The following is a 21,030-nucleotide window of genomic DNA, read 5'->3' on the forward strand; positions in this document are numbered from 1 at the left end:
CGATTTTTAGTAAATTTTTTTGCCCCTTTTTCAAGTGAGAAAAAGGGGCTTTTTTTGTCCTGTTCGTTATACATTTCCGATAACGCTACCGGTATTTTAGTTGCTGAAATAGTTGGAATATAAGCGTATATACTATTTCTTTGGGTTGTGAAGTTTTGATAATACACACAAAGTCAAAATAAATAAACCACACTATTATGACAAGCAAAAATAACCTCAAACAAAGATTTCTATGTGGAATAGTGTTTATTTACTTATGTCTCGGGACAACGGGGGTCTGGGCGCAACAGGCAATCTCAAAGGTAATCACTGTAAAAGACGGACGTAGTCACGCTCCCTTACCGGGTGCTACAGTGGTTAATCTAACAACCAAACTATCCACGGCAACGAACGAAACCGGAATTGCTAATCTGGAGGCATCCACCGGAGATCGTCTTCAAGTGACATTATTGGGCTATGTGGCACAAACAACCGTTGTGGGGAACGAAAGTAATGTCGAGATTATCTTGGAACCGGATGAACAAACTATCGGTGAAGTCGTTGTGACGGCCTTAGGGATCAAGCGGGAAACAAGAGGACTAACGTATGCTACACAGCAAATATCTGCAGAGTCAGTAAATGACGCGCGCGATAATAGTGGTAATATTATGAGCAGCTTGACTGGTAAAGTTGCAGGAGCGGTCGTTACCACGAGTTCGTCAGGTCCCGGTGCGGCGGCACGTGTGGTGTTGAGGGGTAATAAATCTATTTCAGGCAATAACAACGCATTGGTCGTTGTCGATGGGGTTCCCTACGATAATACACCGGGAACACAGGCTACCGGTACAACGCCTAATTACGGTACAGGTGATGGTGCCGCAAATATCAACCCGGACGACATTGAATCCATCAATATTCTAAAAGGTCCTTCCGCGGCAGCATTGTATGGAACCCGTGCAGCAAATGGTGCTATTGTCATCACAACAAAGCAAGGTCGCGAAGGTCGTTATAGTATTGACTATAATGGTAGCGCGGCTATTGATCAAGTGAATATGCTGACCGATTTCCAAAACACTTATGGTCGGGGAAATGGCGGTGTAGCGGGAACCAATGTGGGAGAAAGCTGGGGAGAGCCGGGTACAACTTATAGCAATAACGTGCGTGATTTTTTCCGAAACTCCTCGACGTTCAATAACAGTATAAGTACCTATGGCGGAACCGAAAAAGTACAGGGCTATATGTCCTATTCCAATAATAAGATAGGGGGTATTTTTCAAGGCAATGATCTCAAACGGAATAGTTTGAATCTGCGGTTAAATACGGAGCTCATTCCCGGATTAAAAACGGATGTAAAGTTGAATTATGTGAACCAACAGGTGGATAATCGACCTCGGCTGGGAGATATGGGTATTCCCGTAGAGGCTTATATCATGCCAAGAGATATGGACGAGGCGGAATTGAGAGACTTTGAGACGATCGACCCTGCGGATGGAAAACCGCTACGTAAATATTGGTCCGGTTCCACGTTGTACGATAATCCTTACTGGAGTTTGAATCGCACATCCGTAAACCAGGCGCGTGACAGAATAACCGCCTTGGGTTCGGTATCCTATCAACTTACCGATTGGCTTGATGTTTTAGGTCGTTATTCTTTTGACAAGTATAAAGATGTTGTAGATGGCTCTTTTTATCACAGTACGGTTTCTTTAGGGGATGTTCGCTATGGCGGTAAATATTATGAAACCCATACCGAATATTCGGAACAAAACTTTGATTTCTTGTTGAATGGAAAAAATAAACTAAGTGACAATATCCAACTGAACTACAATGTGGGGACGAGCTTTTTGAAAAGAAAATATGATACCTTTCAAAATATGGCGAACGGGCTATCGATACCCAATAATTTTTCCTTTATAATGGCCACTACACCAGAATTTAAGGATGTGAAGCGTTATGAACGGCAGCTAAATTCTGTCTATGCCAGTACCCAGCTTGGATTTTATAATAACATCTTCCTGGATTTGACAGCACGAAATGACTGGTCATCTACCCTGCCCTCGCCGCATGGCTTTTTCTATCCCTCCGTGGGGCTGTCGGTGGTGTTCAACGAATGGTTGAATATGCCCAATTGGGTAACCTTCGGTAAAGCGAGAGCGTCTTATACAGAGGTGGGTAATGATGCAGAACCATTTTTATTAGATCAACTTTACCAATTTGGCTTAGGGGCAGGTCAGGGGTTTGTGTCACGTAATGCGACAAAAGCCATCCCGGACCTAGAACCTGAGCGAACGAAATCATTTGAAGCCGGCTTGGATATGCGATTTTTTAATGATCGGTTGACATTCGATGCAACCTATTACAAAAGCAATACGATTAATCAGTTGATGTACTTAACGTTACCGATGGCTAGTGGGTTTAGCCGGGAATATATCAATGCCGGAAAGATTGAGAATAAAGGGTTTGAACTTCAATTGACGGCTATTCCGGTAAGGAATGACCAGTTCAGTTGGAATACCGGTGTGAACTTCGCTACCAATACAAACACGATTGTAGAATTACATGAGAAAACGAAACGTGCTAATGTAACCGAGAGTACCAATTATGCAACGGTGGTTGTCAATGAAGGAGGGAAATATGGAGATCTCTATGGACATGTGTGGAAAAAAGATGCCGGCGGGCAGTATGTCGTGGATGCAAATGGACTACCTGTAGTGGAATCGAATCAAAAACTGGGGAACTTTAATCCGAAAGCGCTATTGGGCTGGTCTAATACGTTTACCTATGGAAATGTATCCTTACATACCCTTATCGACGCGCGTATAGGAGGTGAAATTGTATCCGGAACGGCGGCCTATCTGGCTGCATTTGGTGTGGCCGATTTTACAGAAGATCATCGGGAGGGCGATTGGGTCATACCCGGGGTGCATGAAGATGGTACAGCAAATAGTACACCGATAACTGCGCAACAGTTTTGGACAACGGTTTCACAAAATGGGCGTAATGCCTGGGGCGAATTTTTTACGTATGACATGTCCAATGTCCGTTTCCGTGAACTGGCGGTGAGCTACAAGTTCAATGTGGAAGGTTGGAAAGGCATTCAGGCAGCTCAGATTTCCTTAACAGGACGGAATCTGTTTTTCTTTTATCGGGGGAAATCAAAAATGGATATACCGGGATTAGGTAAAATCAAGAATCCGATAGATCCCGAAGGCGCTTTAGGAGCGGGCAACTACCAGGGAGTAGAAGTTGGATTGCCACCAACAGTGCGCACATATGGTTTGAACGTAAAGGTTACATTTTAAAATTTCAGAAAACATGAAAAGATCATTGATATATAGCGCTGTTATTGTTGTAGGGTTAATGTCGTGTACAAAAGATTTCGAAAAGTTCAACACGGATCCTGATAACCTGACAGAAGTCGGGGCGCAGGAAAGACCGTTTATGTTTGCAAAAGCGCAATCTTCCTCGGCGATGAACCGATCATTTTATCAAACCGTGCAAAATCTAGGGCCGGATCTTTATGCACAATATTTCGCATTGACAACAACCTCGTTTAGAACAGATAGATATGCGTTGACTCCGGATTGGCAGCGGCGATTCTGGTCAGTTGTATATGTAGATACCGCACCGCAGCTGAAAAGTATTCTGGATAATGTGGAGGAAGATAGCGGAGAAAGTGCTTTAGCCAATATCGTTTGGGTGTATGCCTTTCATCGTTTGACCGATCAGTTTGGTCCCATTCCCTATTTTGACGCCGCAGAACCTAAAGATGTCATCCCTTATGATCCGATGGATAAAATCTATGACGATTTCTTTGTTCGGTTAGCAAAAGCGGTGGATGCTTTAAAAGCACTCCCCACGGGAACGAAAGTATATGAAGGATATGATTTAATGTACGATGGAAATATCGATAACTGGATACGGTTTGCTAATTCTCTTCGTTTGAGGCTGGCTTTGCGGATTTCGAAAGTCGATCCTACGAGAGCAAGGACAGAAGCAGAAGCGGCCGTTGCGTCCGGTGTGATGGAGGAAAACGGACAAAATGCTTTATTGCTCAAATCCCTGGACGGAAATGATACGAACGGTTTGGCGCAAGTCGCCGAGTGGAATGAATTTGCCATGAGTTCGACGATTGCATCTTATCTCAAAGGTTATGAAGACCCTCGTCTGGGAATTTATTTTCAACCGAGTTTGAATGGCGAACAATTTAATAGTCTGCGTAATGGTGCCACAGCCACAGATTTGGGAGTAGCACGAAATCAAGCCGCTTCCAACTCGAATGTGGGAACGTATTGGGTAGCGTATAGTGGTAACGTGATTACTGGAAATTTGGAACAACGCCAGCACGTGATGAGTGCAGCGGAATCTTATTTTTTACGGGCAGAAGGAGCTTTGAATGGGTGGAGTATGGGTGCTGATGCTAAAAGCCTGTACGAAGAGGGGATAAAAACCAGCTTGGCACAATGGGGGGTGGGCAGTGATGCTCCCGCTTATCTGGCTTCAACGAAGTTGCCAGTGGCACCGGGAGATTATCATAATTCTCCGGCGGTGGCAGGTACGCCTATCGCTTGGGCTACGACAGAAACAGCGCAACGGGAGCAGATCGGTGTGCAGAAATGGTTGGCGATATTTCCGGATGGGATGGAGGCCTGGGCAGAATTTAGACGTTCGGGTTTCCCTGAAATGTATAATTTAATACAATCGGAAAATCCAGATTTGTCGGGGGGAACCTTTATTAAGAGGATGCCTTATCCTTTGACAGAAGAAACAAATAATTTGGAAGAATTAACGAAAGGTCGTGCTTTGTTGGGAGGACCGGACAACGCGGCAACAACGTTATGGTGGGATATCGATTAATGTATTATACCTATTTTACTGTTATCATCATTCTCTGCCTATTTATGACAGGATCAGCTCATGCACAGCAAGTTAACCCGTTGCCAAAGGTGTTAGGGATTCCGATAGCGTTGGATGGAACGGGAAGCTGGGTTAGAGAGAAAGTTCGAGATGTAGCAATAGCGAGGTGTACTAGCGGAGAGCAACAGCCCGATATACCAGCCTGGATTCGAAAAAATCTGCATTTGGATGCTACTCGTTTCGGCGATCTGGATATGCAAATTGTCAAAACCATGGAGTTTGATGATTTGGTCGTGCATAATATATTGTTTCAAAGCCAACTGGGCGTATACGTGCCGGCAAACCTATATGTGCCGAAAGGCAAGGGGCCTTTTCCCGCCGTCATTAATAGTCACGGTCATTGGCCCGATGCAAAAAGAGGGCAAATTGTGCAACAAACAGCACAACTGTTGGCCCGAAATGGTTATGTATGTTTAAATATGGATGCTTGGGGAGCAGGAGAAAGGGGATCTAATCACACACATGAATATCATGGCGCAAGTCTTGGATCATCACTTTTGGATGCAGGTATCCCATTGATGGGGATGCAGTTGATCGATAACCAAAGGGCAATCGATTTATTGCAATCGCTTCCCTATGTTGATCCCAATAGAATTGGTGCAACGGGCGCGAGCGGTGGTGGAAACCAAACTTGGTGGTTGACCGCACTGGATGAACGGATAAAAGCGGCAGTCCCTGTAGTAAGCGTGGGGACGTTTGAGTCTTATATCATGAACAGCAATTGCGTGTGTGAACTTCATCCTAGCGGCCTTGTCAGCATGGAGAAAGCTGATATCATGGCATCGATAGCACCGCGAGCTGTCAAAATAGTCACGGCACTACAAGATGGAAATGCGGCCTTTAATGTGCAGGAGATGCTAAAGACCTATGATAAAGCCAAAAAGCGCTATAATGCAATGGCGTGTAGTGATCATTTTGTATATGAGTTGTTTGATGAAAAGCATGATTACACAAAAGAGATGCAACTTAGCATGCTGCATTGGTTTAATCAATATTTGAAGGAAGAAGCGACGGATTCCACTGATATGACTTTTTATCCACTAGATGAAAAGGCACTGACGGTAGGAGTCTCCCCAGAGCTTAAAGATAAAATTACCACGACGGTCTCCTACGTAAGCGCACGGGAGAAACGTATGCAAGAAGCCCTATCGGAAGCAAATACCATCAACCGTGATGCAAAAATCCGAGAACTAAAAAATCTCTTGTTAAATTATCAGGAATTAGCTGTCCAACGCGTTGAAAAACTTCCCATGCAATCGGATTATGACCGTATCGTTCTGACGTCAACCGATCAGAGACTTATTCCGCTTTTGATGAAAGACGCCCCAGTTGGAAAGAAAACATTGCATGTTGTATTCCCTTCGAAAGGCGTGGCTTCTATTGCAGTAGACAGTGTTGTAAGATGGTGTGCCAATGGGGATGGTATCGTGATGGTGGATTTATTTGGATTGGGGGAGCGAAGCTCAAAACAAGGCGACGCTATCGACGGGCGTTTACCTCGTTTCCACACGCTATCGAGATCGCTGTTATGGATGGGAGAAAGTATGATGGCTACCTGGGCCTCCGAAATAGGGTTGGTCATGACATTTTTGAAAGAACGATTCCCTGATCGAGAGATTCGCGTCGTTGCCGATAGAGAAACCGCTATAGCTGGTCTAATTTATAGCGTACTGAATCAATACCATGCGCCCTTTTTATTAACGGATATGCCCGTAAGTTATGTGCCGGACTATGACACGAATAGGGATGAAAATGGCGTAAACATGGCGGTGCATGTACCTGGGATTATTCCTTGGGGCGACATTACAGGTTTAGTCGGTCTTAGTCCTGCAGAAGTCACGATAGCGAATGCTACGGGAATGTCGGGGAGGAAGGTTGAGAAGTCAAACATGATGGAGTTTGCTAAAAAAATGGAGCAAATGAGGGCAAAGCTTGGGAATACAAGTAAAATTCATTTTAACACAGAACAACAACTTTAACACATCAATATATAAAACATATGACAACAAACAGAAGATCATTCTTGAAATTGTCGGGGTTGGCTGGGATGGGCTGGCTGGCAGGGTGTAAACCTTCCAGTGAAAAGAAGGCGTCAACCGAATTGGATCATATCGTCAAGCAGGTTGAAAAATCATATCAGCCTATATTCAATATGTCGGGCTATGCTGCACCGGCTTTGGAAACCGTCCGGCTGGGCTTCATCGGGGTTGGTAATCGGGGATCGGCGGCGGTAGAACGGATGAGCAGAATAGAGGGCGTTGCGATCCAGGGAATCTGTGACGTTAGAGAAGAGAAAGCAACAGCGGCGAAAGGAAGGATAACCTCTTCTGGACATGAAGCAAGGATCTACGCTGGAGATGAGGAAATCTGGAAAAAGATGTGTGAGCGGGAGGACATTGATCTGATCTATATCGCTACGCATTGGGCAACGCATGCGGAGATGGCTATCTATGCGATGGAGCATGGTAAGCATGTGGCTTTGGAGATTCCAGCGGCGACAACGGTGGAGGACTGCTGGCGGCTGGTCATGACCTCGGAGAAAACAAAGAAACATTGTGTAATCCTGGAAAATTGTTGTTACGACTTTTTTGAGCTGCTAACGCTGAACCTGGCAAGACAGGGTTTTTTCGGCGATATTGTGCACTGTGAAGGGGCCTATATACATGATATATTGGATAGTTTCTTTGAAGAAGAAAAGCGCTATGATTTTTGGCGATTGAAGGAAAATGCTGCCCGTAACGGTAACCTTTATCCTACACATGGACTGGGGCCGGTTTGCCAGATATTAAATGTAAATAGAGGAAATAAATTGGAATATATGACTTCGATGGCATCCGCAGATTTTTCACTCCAGGCAAAAGCAAAGGAACTCGGTCGGACAGACAAGCGTTTTGAGGCGTATACCGACAAGCCGATGCGCGGAAACATGAACGTTTCCAGTATCATGACAAACAGCGGTAGCACGATTATGTTACAGCATGATGTCAGCACGCCTAGGCCCTATTCCAGATTACATCTGATAAGCGGGACAAAGGCTTTTGCACAGAAATATCCACTGCCCGGAAAAATAGCGGTCGGTCACGACGATTTTTTGGACAAAGCAGAAATGGAACAGTTAGAAAGCAAATATACGCCGGGAATCGTCAAGCATATTGGCGAATTGGCGAAAAGCGTCGGTGGGCACGGTGGTATGGACTTTATGATGGATTGGCGGTTGATCGACTGTCTGCGGAACGGGTTGCCGGTGGATATGGACGTATATGATGCGGCAGCGTGGAGTATCGTAGGCCCGCTCAGCGAGTGGTCGGTAGCCAATGGGTCACAACCTATTGCCATCCCAGACTTTACGATGGGAAGATGGAAAGAAAACAAATTGCATGAGATACACCTGGAATCGGGTGGAAATACAAATGTTATAAAGGGTTGATAAAATTTAATACACATAAATAATTAATGCTAATGAAAATTGAGAAGTATTCGACTCCTTTGGAGCTAGGGAAAGCAGCGGGAACATTAGGTGCTGAATGGATTAAAGAAGCCATTGCTAAAAAAGGTGAAGCTAATATCATTCTTGCCACTGGCCAGAGTCAGTTTGAGACGATTGAGACGCTGGTACAGGACGACAGTATTGATTGGTCCAAAGTGAGGATGTTCCATTTGGATGAATATATTGGTCTGCCGTTGGAGCATAAAGCTAGTTTTAGGAAGTACCTAACGGAAAGATTTATTGACAAGGTGAACGGATTGAAGGAAGCCGTGCTCATCAATGGTGAAAATGACCCGGAAGAGGAGCGCAAGCGCTTGGAAGAGAAAATCGGGCGACATCCCATTGACGTGGCTTTTGTAGGAATAGGGGAGAACGGTCATCTGGCGTTCAACGATCCACCGGCAGATTTTGATGTAGAAGACGCGTACCTAATAGTCAATCTTGACTTGCAGTGTCGCCAGCAGCAATTGGGAGAGGGGTGGTTCAACAATGTGGAGGAAGTGCCATTGCAAGCGATTTCGATGTCGATCAAGCAGATCATGAAATCGGACCGTATTATCTGTGCTGCACCAGACAGGAGAAAAGCACGGGCGATAAAAGACTGTCTGACACTACCGGTAACCAATATGCACCCGGCAAGTATCCTGCAGGAGCATCCTGAATGTGTCTGTTTTCTAGATGAGGGATCTGCTTCATTATTGTAATTTAGCGTACTGTATTTTATCATGACGACATCAACATATGCACTAGATAAAAAGGGAACGGTCATATCAATAGGGATTATTGGTATGATGTTCTTTGTTTTTGGATTTGTTTCGTGGGTTAATGCAATATTGATCCCTTATTTTAAGATAGCATGCGAATTGACCAACTTTCAGTCCTATCTAGTGGCTTTTGCCTTCTATATATCCTATCTGGTGATGTCCATGCCTTCTTCCTACTTGTTGAAACGTGTAGGCTATAAAAAAGGGATCGTCATCGGGTTCTGGATCATGGCGTTGGGCGCCTTATTGTTCGTTCCCGCGGCATATGGACGTACGTATATGATTTTTTTAGCGGGACTTTTTACATTGGGAACAGGGCTGGCAGTCCTTCAGACGGTAGCCAATCTGTATATCACCTTAATCGGTGATAAAGAACGTGCCGCCCAACGGATAAGTATGATGGGAATATGCAACAAAGGAGCAGGGATTCTGGCTCCTTTGGCATTCTCCTGGGCAGTCCTGCGACCTACGGATAATGAACTGTTCAAACAGATACCCCTGATGGATGTAGTACAGCGCACCGCAGTACTGGATGAGCTGATACTCCGGGTGGTGGCGCCATATACCGTGGTAGCTATCGTACTGTTCCTGATTGGCCTGTTGGTAAATTATTCGCCCCTCCCGGAAATAGAAAATCCGGATACGGATGATGGCGGGGAACAGAAGAAAGGTGTGTTGCAGTTTCCGCATCTGGTGTTGGGTGCGATAGCTATCTTTCTGCATGTCGGTACACAGGTTATTGCGATCGATACAGTAATTAATTATGCGGATTCCATGGGGTTATCGTTGGTAGAGGCAAAAGCACTTCCCTCGTACACGTTAACGGCCACGATCATCGGGTATTTATTAGGGATCACCCTCATACCACGGTTTATCAGCCAAAAACGGATGTTTCAAATCTGTGCTTTGCTGGGGTTAAGCCTCTCCGTCTTGGTCTGCGTGGTCCACGGACAGGTAGCCTGGTTTAACATGCACCTGGATGTATCCCTTTGGTTCCTCGTATTTATTGGCCTGCCAAATGCCTTGATATGGGCTGGTATATGGCCATTGGCCATTGCAGGCTTAGGGAAGTACGCTAAATCGGGATCGGCCCTTCTTATCATGGGGCTTTGCGGGAACGCGATATTACCGATGATCTACGGCGCGCTCGCAGATATACTTGATGTCAAGCAGGCCTATTGGGTATTGGTGCCGTGTTTTCTTTATATTGTGTATTATGCCTTTTGGGGGCATCGGGTTAAATCTTGGTCGGTTAAATAATACAAAACAATAGAAAATGTCTAAGATTAAAATTGTAAATGCGAAGATAATTACGCCTGATCGTATCATGGACAATGGTATACTGTTGGTTCAGGATGGCGTGATAAGCGGTATTCGAGAAGAAGACGAGGAGGGATGGAACGGAGAGGTGTTGGATGCAGAAGGAGCATACGTTTCGCCGGGCTTTATCGATATCCATGTACACGGTGGCGGTGGCGCTGATTTTATGGACAATGATGTGGATGCATTTTTACATATCGCAGAGACGCATGCCCGGTTCGGCACGACGGGCATGCTGCCAACCACACTAACCAGTGATCAGGCATCGCTTCTGGAAACATTTAGGGTATATGAGAAAACGATTGGCATCCATCACGATGGTGCCCGTTTCTATGGATTACATCTGGAAGGACCTTATTTTGCCATGAACCAACGGGGAGCACAAGATCCTCGGTTTATCCGAAACCCCGATCCGGCGGAATATGAACCTATCCTGAAGCAATATAAACACCTTATCGCGCGGTGGAGTGCGGCACCTGAGCTACCGGGAGCACTTGACTTTGGTCGACGGGTACAGGAAGAGGGTATATTGGTTGCTTTGGCCCATACGGACGCGGTATACGAGGATATTCTTCAAGGTCTGGACTGCGGATACCGCCTCGCGACCCATCTCTATTCGGGGATGTCGGGAATGACCCGAAAAAATGCCCATCGTTATGCCGGCGCTATAGAGTCCTGTTTATTGCTGGATGAAATTGATGTGGAGATCATTGCCGATGGCGTACACCTTCCTGAACCGTTTTTGAAATTGATATGCAAAATCAAACACAAAGATAAAATCATACTGATTACGGATGCCATGCGTGCTGCGGGTACGGCTGATACGGTCAGTGTATTAGGAGGTAAGACACACGGACTGGATGTTATTGTAGAAGGAGGTGTTGCTAAGTTGCCAGACCGTACTTCCTTTGCTGGTAGCGTGGCGACAGCCGACAGATTGATACGCGTCATGGTTTATGAAGCAGGTGTAGCATTAACTGATGCTGTTCAGATGATGACTTCAAATCCGGCGAGGATAATTGGAGTAGACCACCATGTTGGCTCTATTGAGCTGGGAAAAGATGCTGACCTCGTTATTTTTGACGACAACATTCATATCAAAAAGACGATGATAAAAGGACGCGTGGTCTATGAATCTTGAGATAGCTTAACGGATTGCCGGATAACGAGCTTTCCGGGTAGCAATATATCGTGAGGCTCGTGATTTTTATTCTTAATATGTTTAATCAGAAGGCTACAGCTTTGCTTGCCAATTTCAAATGCCGGTTCTTCCACAGTGGTTAAGTTAGGTTCTATCACCGTAGCAATAGGATCATTGGTGAAACCTATAACACCAAATTCTAGTCCGACTTGAACATGGTTTGCTTTTAGTGCCTGAATGGAGCCAACGGCTTTCCGATCATTGACGGCAAAAATGGCATCTGGTTTTTCTGGTAAAGATAGCAATGTTACCGTATCTGTATATCCGTTTGCTTGGGAAAAACCAGAAAAAATAATGTAATCATCATTTCTCGGCAAATTTGCATTTTCTAGTGCTGCTAAATACCCATTCATCCGCTCTTGTGTGAAATTTAATTCTTTAGGCCCTGCGATATGGGCAATTTTCTTATATCCGTTATCAATAAGATGGCTCGTGGCCATAAAAGCACCATCAAAGTCGCTCTGCATAATCTTTGAAACATGGATATGATGGGGTACCCGGTCAAAAAAGACCATAGGAACACCCTCTTCCATGAGTTGTTCGAAGTGATCCTGCGTGTCTGAATTGGAGGAAATAGAGATCAATAATCCGTCTAGGCTTGTCGTCGCAATATTCCTTAATAATGTTTTTTCCCGGTCAAGATCATCATTAGTAACAAAGAGTATGATATTATATCCTTGTTTATAGGCTTCTTCCTGTATTCCCGAGATAACCGTAGAAAAATAATAGTTAGTAATAAAAGGAATGACGACACCGATATTCTTCGTGCTGCCGGATGCCAATGCGGCGGCATTTTTATTAGGTTTGAAATTTAGTTTCTCCGTTAATTCTAAAACTTTCTTTCGGGTCTCCGGATTAACATCATAGGCATCTCGTAAGGCTCTAGATACCGTGGAAACGGAAATATTCAACATTTTTGCAATATCTTTGATTCCGTATTGTTGCTTCATACGCTAAGTTAATCAAAAACAGCTTACTCTTTCAGAAAAATATTCTATTTTTAAAAACGAAATAGGATAGTATGAACATATTCGAAAAATTGCCTCCTTTCACACGGAAGCAAAAGAAAATCGCCCTCCTAACGGGTGGGGTTTTTGTTTTGGTGTTGACTATTGGTCTTATCATTGCGCTTTCTGTTCGTACGCGAATGCTGGATGAGGCTATGACGAAAGTGGAAAACACGTTGTATGAGCGATATCATATCGATTTTAACGTGCGTGCGTATTCTTTTACAGGTTTAGCCACGGTAACTTTCGAGGATATTGAAGTCATACCGCAAGAGCGGGACACGCTGGCAAAAATTGAACGAATGGCGGTGTCGGTTCGTTTACTTTCCTTGCTATTCGGAGATGTGAAAATTGGGAATTTGGCGTTACAAAATGCAGATGTCACCCTTTTAAAGCGTGATTCTATCAGTAATTATGATTTTCTATTTAGAAAACAAACGAAAGATACGACGGTTAGCGTAGAAAAGGATGTAGAAACTAATTACGCTGCCTTGATTGATGGTGTACTAAAACAGGTTTTCTTTAAGATTCCCCGCAACATGGAATTAGAAAATTTTCAGCTTTCTTACCAAGATGATAGTGTTCATCAACGGATTCGATTGCCTGAAGCTGTGATGGATGGTGGCGATTTCGAGACAAGCCTTTTTCTAAATGATCACGATGCGCAATGGAACTTGAGTGGACGAGTAAATCCCGATAAACAGCAATTGCGCGTAGAGGTGTCATCCGAGGAGGAAAATGTGGAACTCCCTTTTCTACGTCGAAAATTTGGTCTGCGGGTGAGTTTTGATAAGATCATGTTTGACTTGGCACAAGTGAAACGCATCACGGCAGATTCTTTAACACTTGGTGGTAAATGGTCTTTCGACAATCTGCAGGTGAATCATCGTCGTTTGTCGGAAGATGAGGTTGTTATTCCTGAAGCTATTGGAGAAGGACAGCTTAATATCGGCAAAGCCGCTATTGAAATTGATCCAGCGAGTAAAATCCGAGTGAAGGAATTTGAATTTCAACCTTATATTAAGTTTATTCCGAAGCCGGATAAAGTAGTTAGTTTATCTGTTCATACGGGCAAGTTTGAAGCACAAAAATTATTTGATGCTATTCCGCAGGGATTGTTTGAAACACTGGATGGTATTCAGGTTGAAGGAAAGATCGCCTATGATCTCGATTTTTTGATCAATTTTGCGGAGCCGGATAGTCTCGCCTTTCATTCTAAAATCGATGACAAGGAGCTGAAAATAATCCAATGGGGAAATGCAGCTGTCAATCAACTAAATGAACCATTTACGTACAGGGCTTATGAGGATACCGTATTGATGCGGGAGATTGTGGTGGGGACACAAAATCCAACATTCACACCGTTAAATGAAGTGGCATCTATCTTGAAGAAAACGGTCTTGAATACCGAAGATCCATATTTTTATCAACATAACGGGTTTGAAGAGGAAGCTTTTAAATTGTCTATCGCTACGAATGTGAAGGAACGTGCATTCAAACGTGGAGCGAGTACAATCTCCATGCAATTGGTGAAAAATGTATTCTTGAACCGTAACAAAACGATGATGCGTAAATTTGAAGAGATCTTGTTGGTATGGTTGATGGAGAGCTCCGGGCAGGTGAACAAAGACCGTATGTTTGAGGTGTATCTAAATGTGATTGAGTGGGGCAAAAATGTATACGGTATCCAGGAAGCATCTTCCTATTATTTTGGCAAAACACCTGCTCAGCTGAGTATTGGGGAGAGTTTGTTTCTTTCCAGTATTATTCCACGACCAAAGACAGGTCTTTCGTCTTTTGACTATACAGGGCATCTAAAACCTTGGGTACAGCGGCATTTTAACACGTATGGTTATATTATGAATAAACTGGGGCAGCTGCAAGATGAACAGGTGCCGGAAGCGTACGGGTTTTATGGTGTTGTTCTGGAGCCTGGGCTACGACCGCCAAGGCCGAAAGGATTGATCGATACCACGTTCAGGGAAATCGATCCGGAGCAAGAAGCCATTATGCAGGAGATGGAACGGGACGAAGCGAGACGTAGAAGCCTGTTGGAAAAGCTGTTTGGTAAAGAAGCGGAAGAGTAATCACTCCTCCACATCTTCCGTTGCATTCCGATAAAATAAGGTATAGGGATCGGACGGGTACACCTTACTTTCCGGAGTATGTTTAAAAGGGATATCCGGATTAAAAATCTCTTCTAATGTAGCCCGGAGAAACGCTATAAAGTCCTCTTTTATGCTGTGTAATCTTTCCTCTTCCAATGTTTCGGTCCGTACTCGGAATAAAGTGCCGTCTTCGCGCATGCGGCGTGCAACGTATAAATGAGGTTCCAATTGTTTTCGACCTGTTACTTGTTCAAATACATACGCATAAAATAATGTTTGCACCAGCGCTTTGTTTTCCGTGTTGGCAGCAAATACTTTTTCGATCGTTTTAAATTCGACGCTGTCGCCGCCTGTTTTATAGTCGACAATACGTGTTTTTACTTGACCGTCATGGGTGAGTACTTCGTCCACACGGTCAATGATACCAAATAAGCGGATAGTTTCTTCTTTTCCATGGATTAGAATCGGAAAGTCTACTGTATAGTCTTCGGTGTTCTCCAATTCGATGATGCGGAAGGCTTTATAATGCTCCATGTCGTATTGCAGATATACGCAGATATATGCTGAAGCAATTTTGTGCATAATACGTTGCATACTGTTTAATGCATCGACAGCGGTTATTTCCGAGTGATATTGCATGCCGATTTCCCGAACGACCAGCCCCTCAACGTCCTGCAGTTTTGCTTCCAATGCCTTCGTCGGCGTGAAATCAGCCAGCCCTTTGTATGGCTTTAAGATCGTTTCCATCACATTGTGGATAACCGTACCCAGTCTGTTCATTTCAAACTCATGCGAAATAGTAGGCGGTTCTTTTATTTCGGCAACATACTTCAAAAAAAACTGTAATGGCGATTGCAGATAGGTGGTTAACCCTGTCGCGGCCAGTTTTTTCTTTTCTATAATAAACATATTCCATAGTCGATCCCATATAGCCCCTTCTTTCGGGATGATCAATTCTTCTCTATTTTCCTGGAGGCGTATGGACTGTTGTTGCGTGTGGACAATGAAATTAAAATTACTCTCGAACTGCAATTGTTTAATAAAACGGCTTTCCTCCCCGGTGCTGCTCTCGTCAACTAAGCTGTTGTAAAACACGTGAAGCCCGTTACTATACTGAAAATGACGATAAAACAAATAGGCGGAGAGGGCATCCTGGTTTTCCAAAACGGGGAGGTCATATGCCTGACGTAAACTGTTTGGTAAGAAAGTAGGGGAATCCGATGTTTTGGGTAAAACACCCTCATTTGCGCCAAGTATATACACCTGGTCGAAATTCAGACAACGACTTTCCAGCAAGCCCATAATTTGTAGGCCGTTTAAAGGATCTCCCTCTATAGCGGAATTGATAGGGGCTATGGCCTTTCGGATTAATCCGATTTGGAACGCAATGGAAGTCGGAGCGATGTTTTCTATTCCCTGTTTTAGCTGATTTAGGACTTTTTTTGTCTCGATAATCAAGTTACTATCAATTTGACGGATACGATCGCGTGCCGCTATAGAGACAAGCAAGTCATCTAATAAGTGTATAAGTGTCGGTATAAACGCAGATGGGCTAGACAATGGCTTGAAAAATCGAGGAAATACGCTGCTGTCAATGGTGATTATATGGATGCCAACTTCTAACAACTGCTTTTCCGTTATTTCATTTAGCAAGATTTCCCTTTCGGAAGAGGAAACGTTTGTTAATGGGTGGTTAACAAAGGTCTCTATATATTGAAAGGGGACTTTGAGTCTATGGTGATGGGAAATTTCTTCCTGTACATCCATCCAAAGATTCAAAAGCCCAAATATCGGCGATTGTGTAAGCGGATAACCCGTTGTGATATTCGGCTTTACATCCGGTAGGCTTTGTAGTAATGGGACGAGCAGGCTTTCGTCGGCGAGCAAGATGGCTGTACTTTGCCCCGATGATGTGGAAGCTTGTAATACATCGTGTAAAATCTTGGTTTGGCTATTCTTACCGGTACAAGCATAAAGCTGAACTGTTGTCGTTCTATTCCCTAATATAGGCGAACTTTCGCCAAGTGCGTTTGCCAGTCCATAACGCTTCATATTACGTCGGATAAATAGGCCGGCTTCTTGTTGCGTGTCGTCTATGTAATAAGCATCGGTATCGAAATAGAACAATACACGTTGTTCTTCTTGCCACTTTTGAAATAAATATACCTCTGCTTTGCTGAGGGCATTGAAACCTACAAACAATACCTTTTTATAACGTTGTATAAAATGGGGGCGGGCAACATCGCCCTCGACCAGATTACGGTACAGCGTAGGATAATTTAATTGCTTTTCTTGGGCTAATTTTCGCTTGAAAGCTTTATATAGTTTAGGAAGTCGTTTCCATAGTCTGAGAAAGCGTTGTTGTAGGCCGTTGTGACCAGCCATACTAAAAGATTGCCAGAACTGACGGATGAAATGCTGTTGCTCAGCTGTGAAATGCTGAAAGGTTAGGTCAATTTTAGTCGTATCGTAGAGCTCCATGTATATGTGGTCGATATCCACGAGCTCGTAATCCAATTGCCCAAAATCGCTTAAGATAATTTCAGCTATCGGATAAAATTCTTCCAGTGTTTCCGGTTCGGAACCTTCTGCTATCAACAATTCGTTATGCAGTTGGAAAAGGTAGAAAAATTGGGTGAGTTGTGACGCTTCCGTTGCATCGGTAGCTTGTTTAAGAAATTCCTGTATGGTAAAAAATTGTGGAGACCATATCGCTTTACCATATACGTCTGCCAAGTGTTTTTTTAAATAGGTAATCGGACGCTTATTGTTGAATATGATGGCGATATCCGCCAATTCATTTCCAAAACGATGGTGAATATCTTCTGCAACAGTATGTAAGAAAGGTTTGTTCATTTCACTTCAACTAATTCATTTATCTTGGCGTAATAAAGATACCCTTTCACGTTTGTATATCCGAGATTACGCAATGCTTTTTTGTAACTATCAACCTGCCACTGATGGTCGGCGTAGTCGCCTTTTGTAAATTTGAAGTCGAGCACTATAGTTTCTTCATCATTGGTAAAAACCTTATCCGGCCGGATGGTTTCCCCATTTTCTAGAATGATGCTCGCCTCGTTCCAGACTTTGTAATTGCCGGTTAGCCATTGATGGATATCGGGGTGATGCCATATCTCTCGGATCTCTTGTAAAATAAAAGGGCGATCTTCTGTAGTAAGAATACCGTTTTCGATATAATCATCGACCAGTTTGTCTATCTCCTGTTCTTGGGTAATCTCCGACATGATTTCGTGTGCAAGAATGCCATATTGGGCAGCTTTTTCCAACATCAAAATGTTGTTAATGCTTCGTTTGTTGGATTTGTCGAAGGCGTTTTGCAATTCGGATGAAATGGGATAAGACGACAAGCTAATATGGCGGTGTAGAATTTTTGTGTCGACTGCTGTTGGTTCTTCTTGTTTTTGTTTTGAAGATTCGAAAATAGGGTAATCGGCTAGCAGACGGTTTTCGTGAAACGGAAATGGTGAATTTTTGTCAGATAAAGCCTGATAGAGCAAGTCGCTGATGTATTCATTTTTGATGTCGAGCCCAAGTATTTCACCTGTTTTCTTATCTATATTTTCCTTGAATGAGGGAGCCGACACATACAGATGCTGCACGGCTCTGGTGGTAGCGACATAAAATGTGTTCAGTGCATCCATATAATTGAATAACATTTCTTCAAAATATTGCTTGTAGAAAATAGACTTCCCAATAGTGCTACTGTATTTTATAGGTATTTTACCTAAGGTTTGAAAAGGCGAGTCTGTCGTGTCAATCCAAAAATCGCCATTGGTCATACCGTCTAAATCCCAAGAGCAAAAAGGAAGCATAACAACGTCATATGCAAGTCCTTTTGATTTATGTATCGTAGTCACTTCGACGGCATCGACTTTTCCGTTTGCCGGTAAAGCAACGTTGCAACCGTCTTCTTCCCAGTATTGTAGAAATTGAGTAATACCGCGTTCACCAGTGGCGGAGAAATTGGAGACCATGTCCTTGAATGCCAATATATAAGGGATGTGGATGTTATGTGTTTCATGGAGCCCATATATTTCGATCAACTGTTCAACAAGGTGTATAAGCGGTGATTGCTGTAATTTCGGCCATTGCACTGGTAACTCGGCAGGCAGAATAGCGTTGATATCGTGGAGATTATTGTCTTTGAACCGCAACCAATAGTCGGTATCGAAGGTTTGCTGCCTACTTATCATCTGATAAAGATAAGCCATTTTTGCCCGGTGGATGACATGTTTATCTGTTGTATACACCAATGCTTTAAGCGTTTCAATGAGCAATAGGATAGCATCATTGGCAGACAAATATAAGGCATCGCCAGAGATGACATCGAAGGTTAGCCCACTACTGTTTTTGTAAAGCATCAGTGTTTCAATAACTTGACGTGCTTGGGCATTGCTTCTGACCAGTATACCGATTTGCTTAGGCTTGTATCGACCCGTGGAAATCCAGGAATGGATTTTATCGCAGAGGAGTTCTAAAGCATCCTCCATAACCTGGTTTCGCCGATAGCGTCCGTCCTGCACAGATAGATATTGGATTTCTATCGAACCAATTTTGTTGGGATCATTTTGCCGATGAAGTGGAATCTGCTGTGTACTATTTTGATAAGCTTTAACCAACATGCCAGCGTTTCCAGAAGCCGTCCACCAATGTTGCCCTTCCTCATCCAGGCTCGCTATCACTTTCTCGTTGAGGACTTCCTGTAGTTTTTCGGGAATAGTACCAAATAGGTAATTGTTTAATTCAATGATATTTGGATAGCTTCGGAAATTAGTTTCTAAAGAACCATTCGCTATAAAATCGGGTCGTTGCTGGTCAGACAAATGAAAAACCTGTGCTATTTGATCCTCTACCTGTTGCAGCAGGATTCGCCAATCACCATTACGCCAACGGTAGATACTCTGTTTTACGTCGCCGACGATGAGGTGTTCGTTGACTTTTCGTTTGGCGTTTCCAAGAGCATTGATTAATAGCGGGCTATAATTTTTCCATTGAATGCGCGAAGTATCTTGAAATTCATCAAACAGGAAATAGTTGTACCGGTTGCCAATTTTTTCCCAGATGAAGGTTGGGTCATTATGTTCATCTAAACCCAACCTATTCAACAATATCTGTGCATCCGAAATAAGCTGTGCGCCGTTTTCCTTTCGCCATTGGCTCAGCAAATCGCTCATTTCCTTCAACAACCGGAGATAATACAGATTGTTGTGTACGGCTTGGTAGCCGATATAAGTCGGAAAAAGACGATAAAGTTCTGCAAATTGCTGAAGAAGAGGTTGCAATGCCTGTTTGATATCGTAACGTACGCTTTTATCAGTAGCGGTATAGGCATCTTCATCGTCTAGCAAGATTAGAAAACGATCAAAGGTCTTTTGTAGGTCAGTCGCTGATTCCTTATGAATTTTGTCGCTAACTTTGCTGGCAGCGATCAGCTTATTACGGGATTTCCCTTTGAGTTCATCGGCTGTGACACCCAATGAGCGAAAAGTTGTAGTAAACGTTTGGATGGTCTGTGCCAAGGTATCGAGGAAAAATGTTGTTTTCTCCTGAACGTCCTTATTCAACAGGGTAAATATAGCATCGGTATTGGCTGCCGCCAAATAAGCATTGAATTCTTGAAAATTCTCAGTGAAAATTAAGCCAGCAAGACTGAGGAGCTGCTGCCGATAGTTCCAGTTTTCGTTATTGGCTATTTTCTGTTCAGCATATTCGATAATCCACTCCAGCAAATCCGGACGTTCGTCCAATAACTGGTTAAGCATAACGGATAAATCCTGTTTTACTTTCGCCGTATTCATTTCTATTTTATAAGCTGCATCGAGATTGAGCTCATAAGTGAAACTACGGATTACCTTTTGCGAAAAGCCGTCGATGGTACTAACGGTGAAACGACTGTAATCATGTAAGATTTTGCGGTATACACGATGTGCTTTTTGTTGCAATTGCGAATCATCCCATTCTGGAAATCGTTCAAGCAAAAGGTGTCCGAAATCGACTATTTTTTGACTTGTATCAGCTGTCGCTAACCCTTGCAGAACGGTGAGTATCCGTTCCTTCATTTCTGCTGTGGCTTTGTTGGTAAATGTCACTGCAAGAATCTCCCGGTAGCTATTTTCATTGGATAGCAATAACGTAAGATAATGCAGGGTTAGGCTAAAGGTCTTCCCAGATCCGGCGGAAGCTTTCAATATTTTTAAAGGGGCGACAGGGTTCATGTTACAAAGTA

General features: G+C 43.5%; 11 protein-coding genes. 8 read left to right on the plus strand and 3 right to left on the minus strand.

All coding sequences use genetic code 11. From position 1 onward, the window contains the following. Window positions 1-197: 197 nt before the first annotated feature. The 7 genes from FXV77_RS01955 to nagA are packed head-to-tail and all read left to right on the plus strand — an operon-like array spanning window position 198 to window position 11,608. A complete protein-coding gene (locus tag FXV77_RS01955) occupies window positions 198-3,281 on the plus strand; it encodes a SusC/RagA family TonB-linked outer membrane protein (RefSeq protein ID WP_148917533.1) in 3,084 nt (1,027 codons plus the stop codon). A 13-nt stretch (window positions 3,282-3,294) separates the two neighbouring features. Beyond that, the gene (locus FXV77_RS01960; protein ID WP_148917534.1) at window positions 3,295-4,836 is read left to right on the plus strand and encodes a SusD/RagB family nutrient-binding outer membrane lipoprotein; all 1,542 of its coding nucleotides are present in this window, start codon (window positions 3,295-3,297) and stop codon (window positions 4,834-4,836) included. A 44-nt stretch (window positions 4,837-4,880) separates the two neighbouring features. Continuing rightward, complete coding sequence (locus tag FXV77_RS01965; protein WP_187443975.1) at window positions 4,881-6,875, plus strand: alpha/beta hydrolase family protein; 1,995 nt, start codon at window positions 4,881-4,883, stop codon at window positions 6,873-6,875. Window positions 6,876-6,895: 20 nt separating this feature from the next. After that, a complete protein-coding gene (locus tag FXV77_RS01970) occupies window positions 6,896-8,323 on the plus strand; it encodes a Gfo/Idh/MocA family protein (RefSeq protein WP_148917536.1) in 1,428 nt (475 codons plus the stop codon). Between the two features lie 32 nt (window positions 8,324-8,355). After that, entirely contained in the window at window positions 8,356-9,087 is a 732-nt protein-coding gene (locus FXV77_RS01975; RefSeq protein WP_148917537.1) for a glucosamine-6-phosphate deaminase, read from the plus strand. Window positions 9,088-9,108: 21 nt separating this feature from the next. Beyond that, window positions 9,109-10,407, plus strand: a complete 1,299-nt coding sequence (locus FXV77_RS01980; RefSeq protein ID WP_148917538.1) for a sugar MFS transporter — start codon at window positions 9,109-9,111, stop codon at window positions 10,405-10,407. 16 nt (window positions 10,408-10,423) lie between these two features. Next, entirely contained in the window at window positions 10,424-11,608 is a 1,185-nt protein-coding gene (gene nagA / locus FXV77_RS01985) for an N-acetylglucosamine-6-phosphate deacetylase (RefSeq protein ID WP_148917539.1), read from the plus strand. On the opposite strand, the gene FXV77_RS01990 is transcribed toward nagA, so the two are convergent. Continuing rightward, on the minus strand, window positions 11,596-12,618 hold the full coding sequence (locus tag FXV77_RS01990) for a LacI family DNA-binding transcriptional regulator (protein ID WP_148917540.1): 1,023 nt from the start codon (window positions 12,616-12,618) through the stop codon (window positions 11,596-11,598). The two genes, nagA and FXV77_RS01990, sit on opposite strands and share 13 nt — an antisense overlap. A 71-nt stretch (window positions 12,619-12,689) precedes the next feature. Here FXV77_RS01990 and FXV77_RS01995 point away from each other — a divergent pair, with 71 nt between their 5' ends. Beyond that, complete coding sequence (locus FXV77_RS01995; RefSeq protein WP_148917541.1) at window positions 12,690-14,762, plus strand: transglycosylase domain-containing protein; 2,073 nt, start codon at window positions 12,690-12,692, stop codon at window positions 14,760-14,762. On the opposite strand, the gene FXV77_RS02000 is transcribed toward FXV77_RS01995, so the two are convergent. Then, window positions 14,763-17,639, minus strand: a complete 2,877-nt coding sequence (locus FXV77_RS02000; RefSeq protein WP_148917542.1) for a PD-(D/E)XK nuclease family protein — start codon at window positions 17,637-17,639, stop codon at window positions 14,763-14,765. It lies immediately after the preceding gene. After that, complete coding sequence (locus tag FXV77_RS02005) at window positions 17,636-21,019, minus strand: UvrD-helicase domain-containing protein (RefSeq protein WP_148917543.1); 3,384 nt, start codon at window positions 21,017-21,019, stop codon at window positions 17,636-17,638. The genes FXV77_RS02000 and FXV77_RS02005 overlap by 4 nt, the downstream gene beginning before the upstream one ends. Window positions 21,020-21,030: the final 11 nt, after the last annotated feature.

The organism is Sphingobacterium phlebotomi (assembly GCF_008180195.1).
Classification (GTDB): Bacteria; Bacteroidota; Bacteroidia; order Sphingobacteriales; family Sphingobacteriaceae; genus Sphingobacterium; species Sphingobacterium phlebotomi.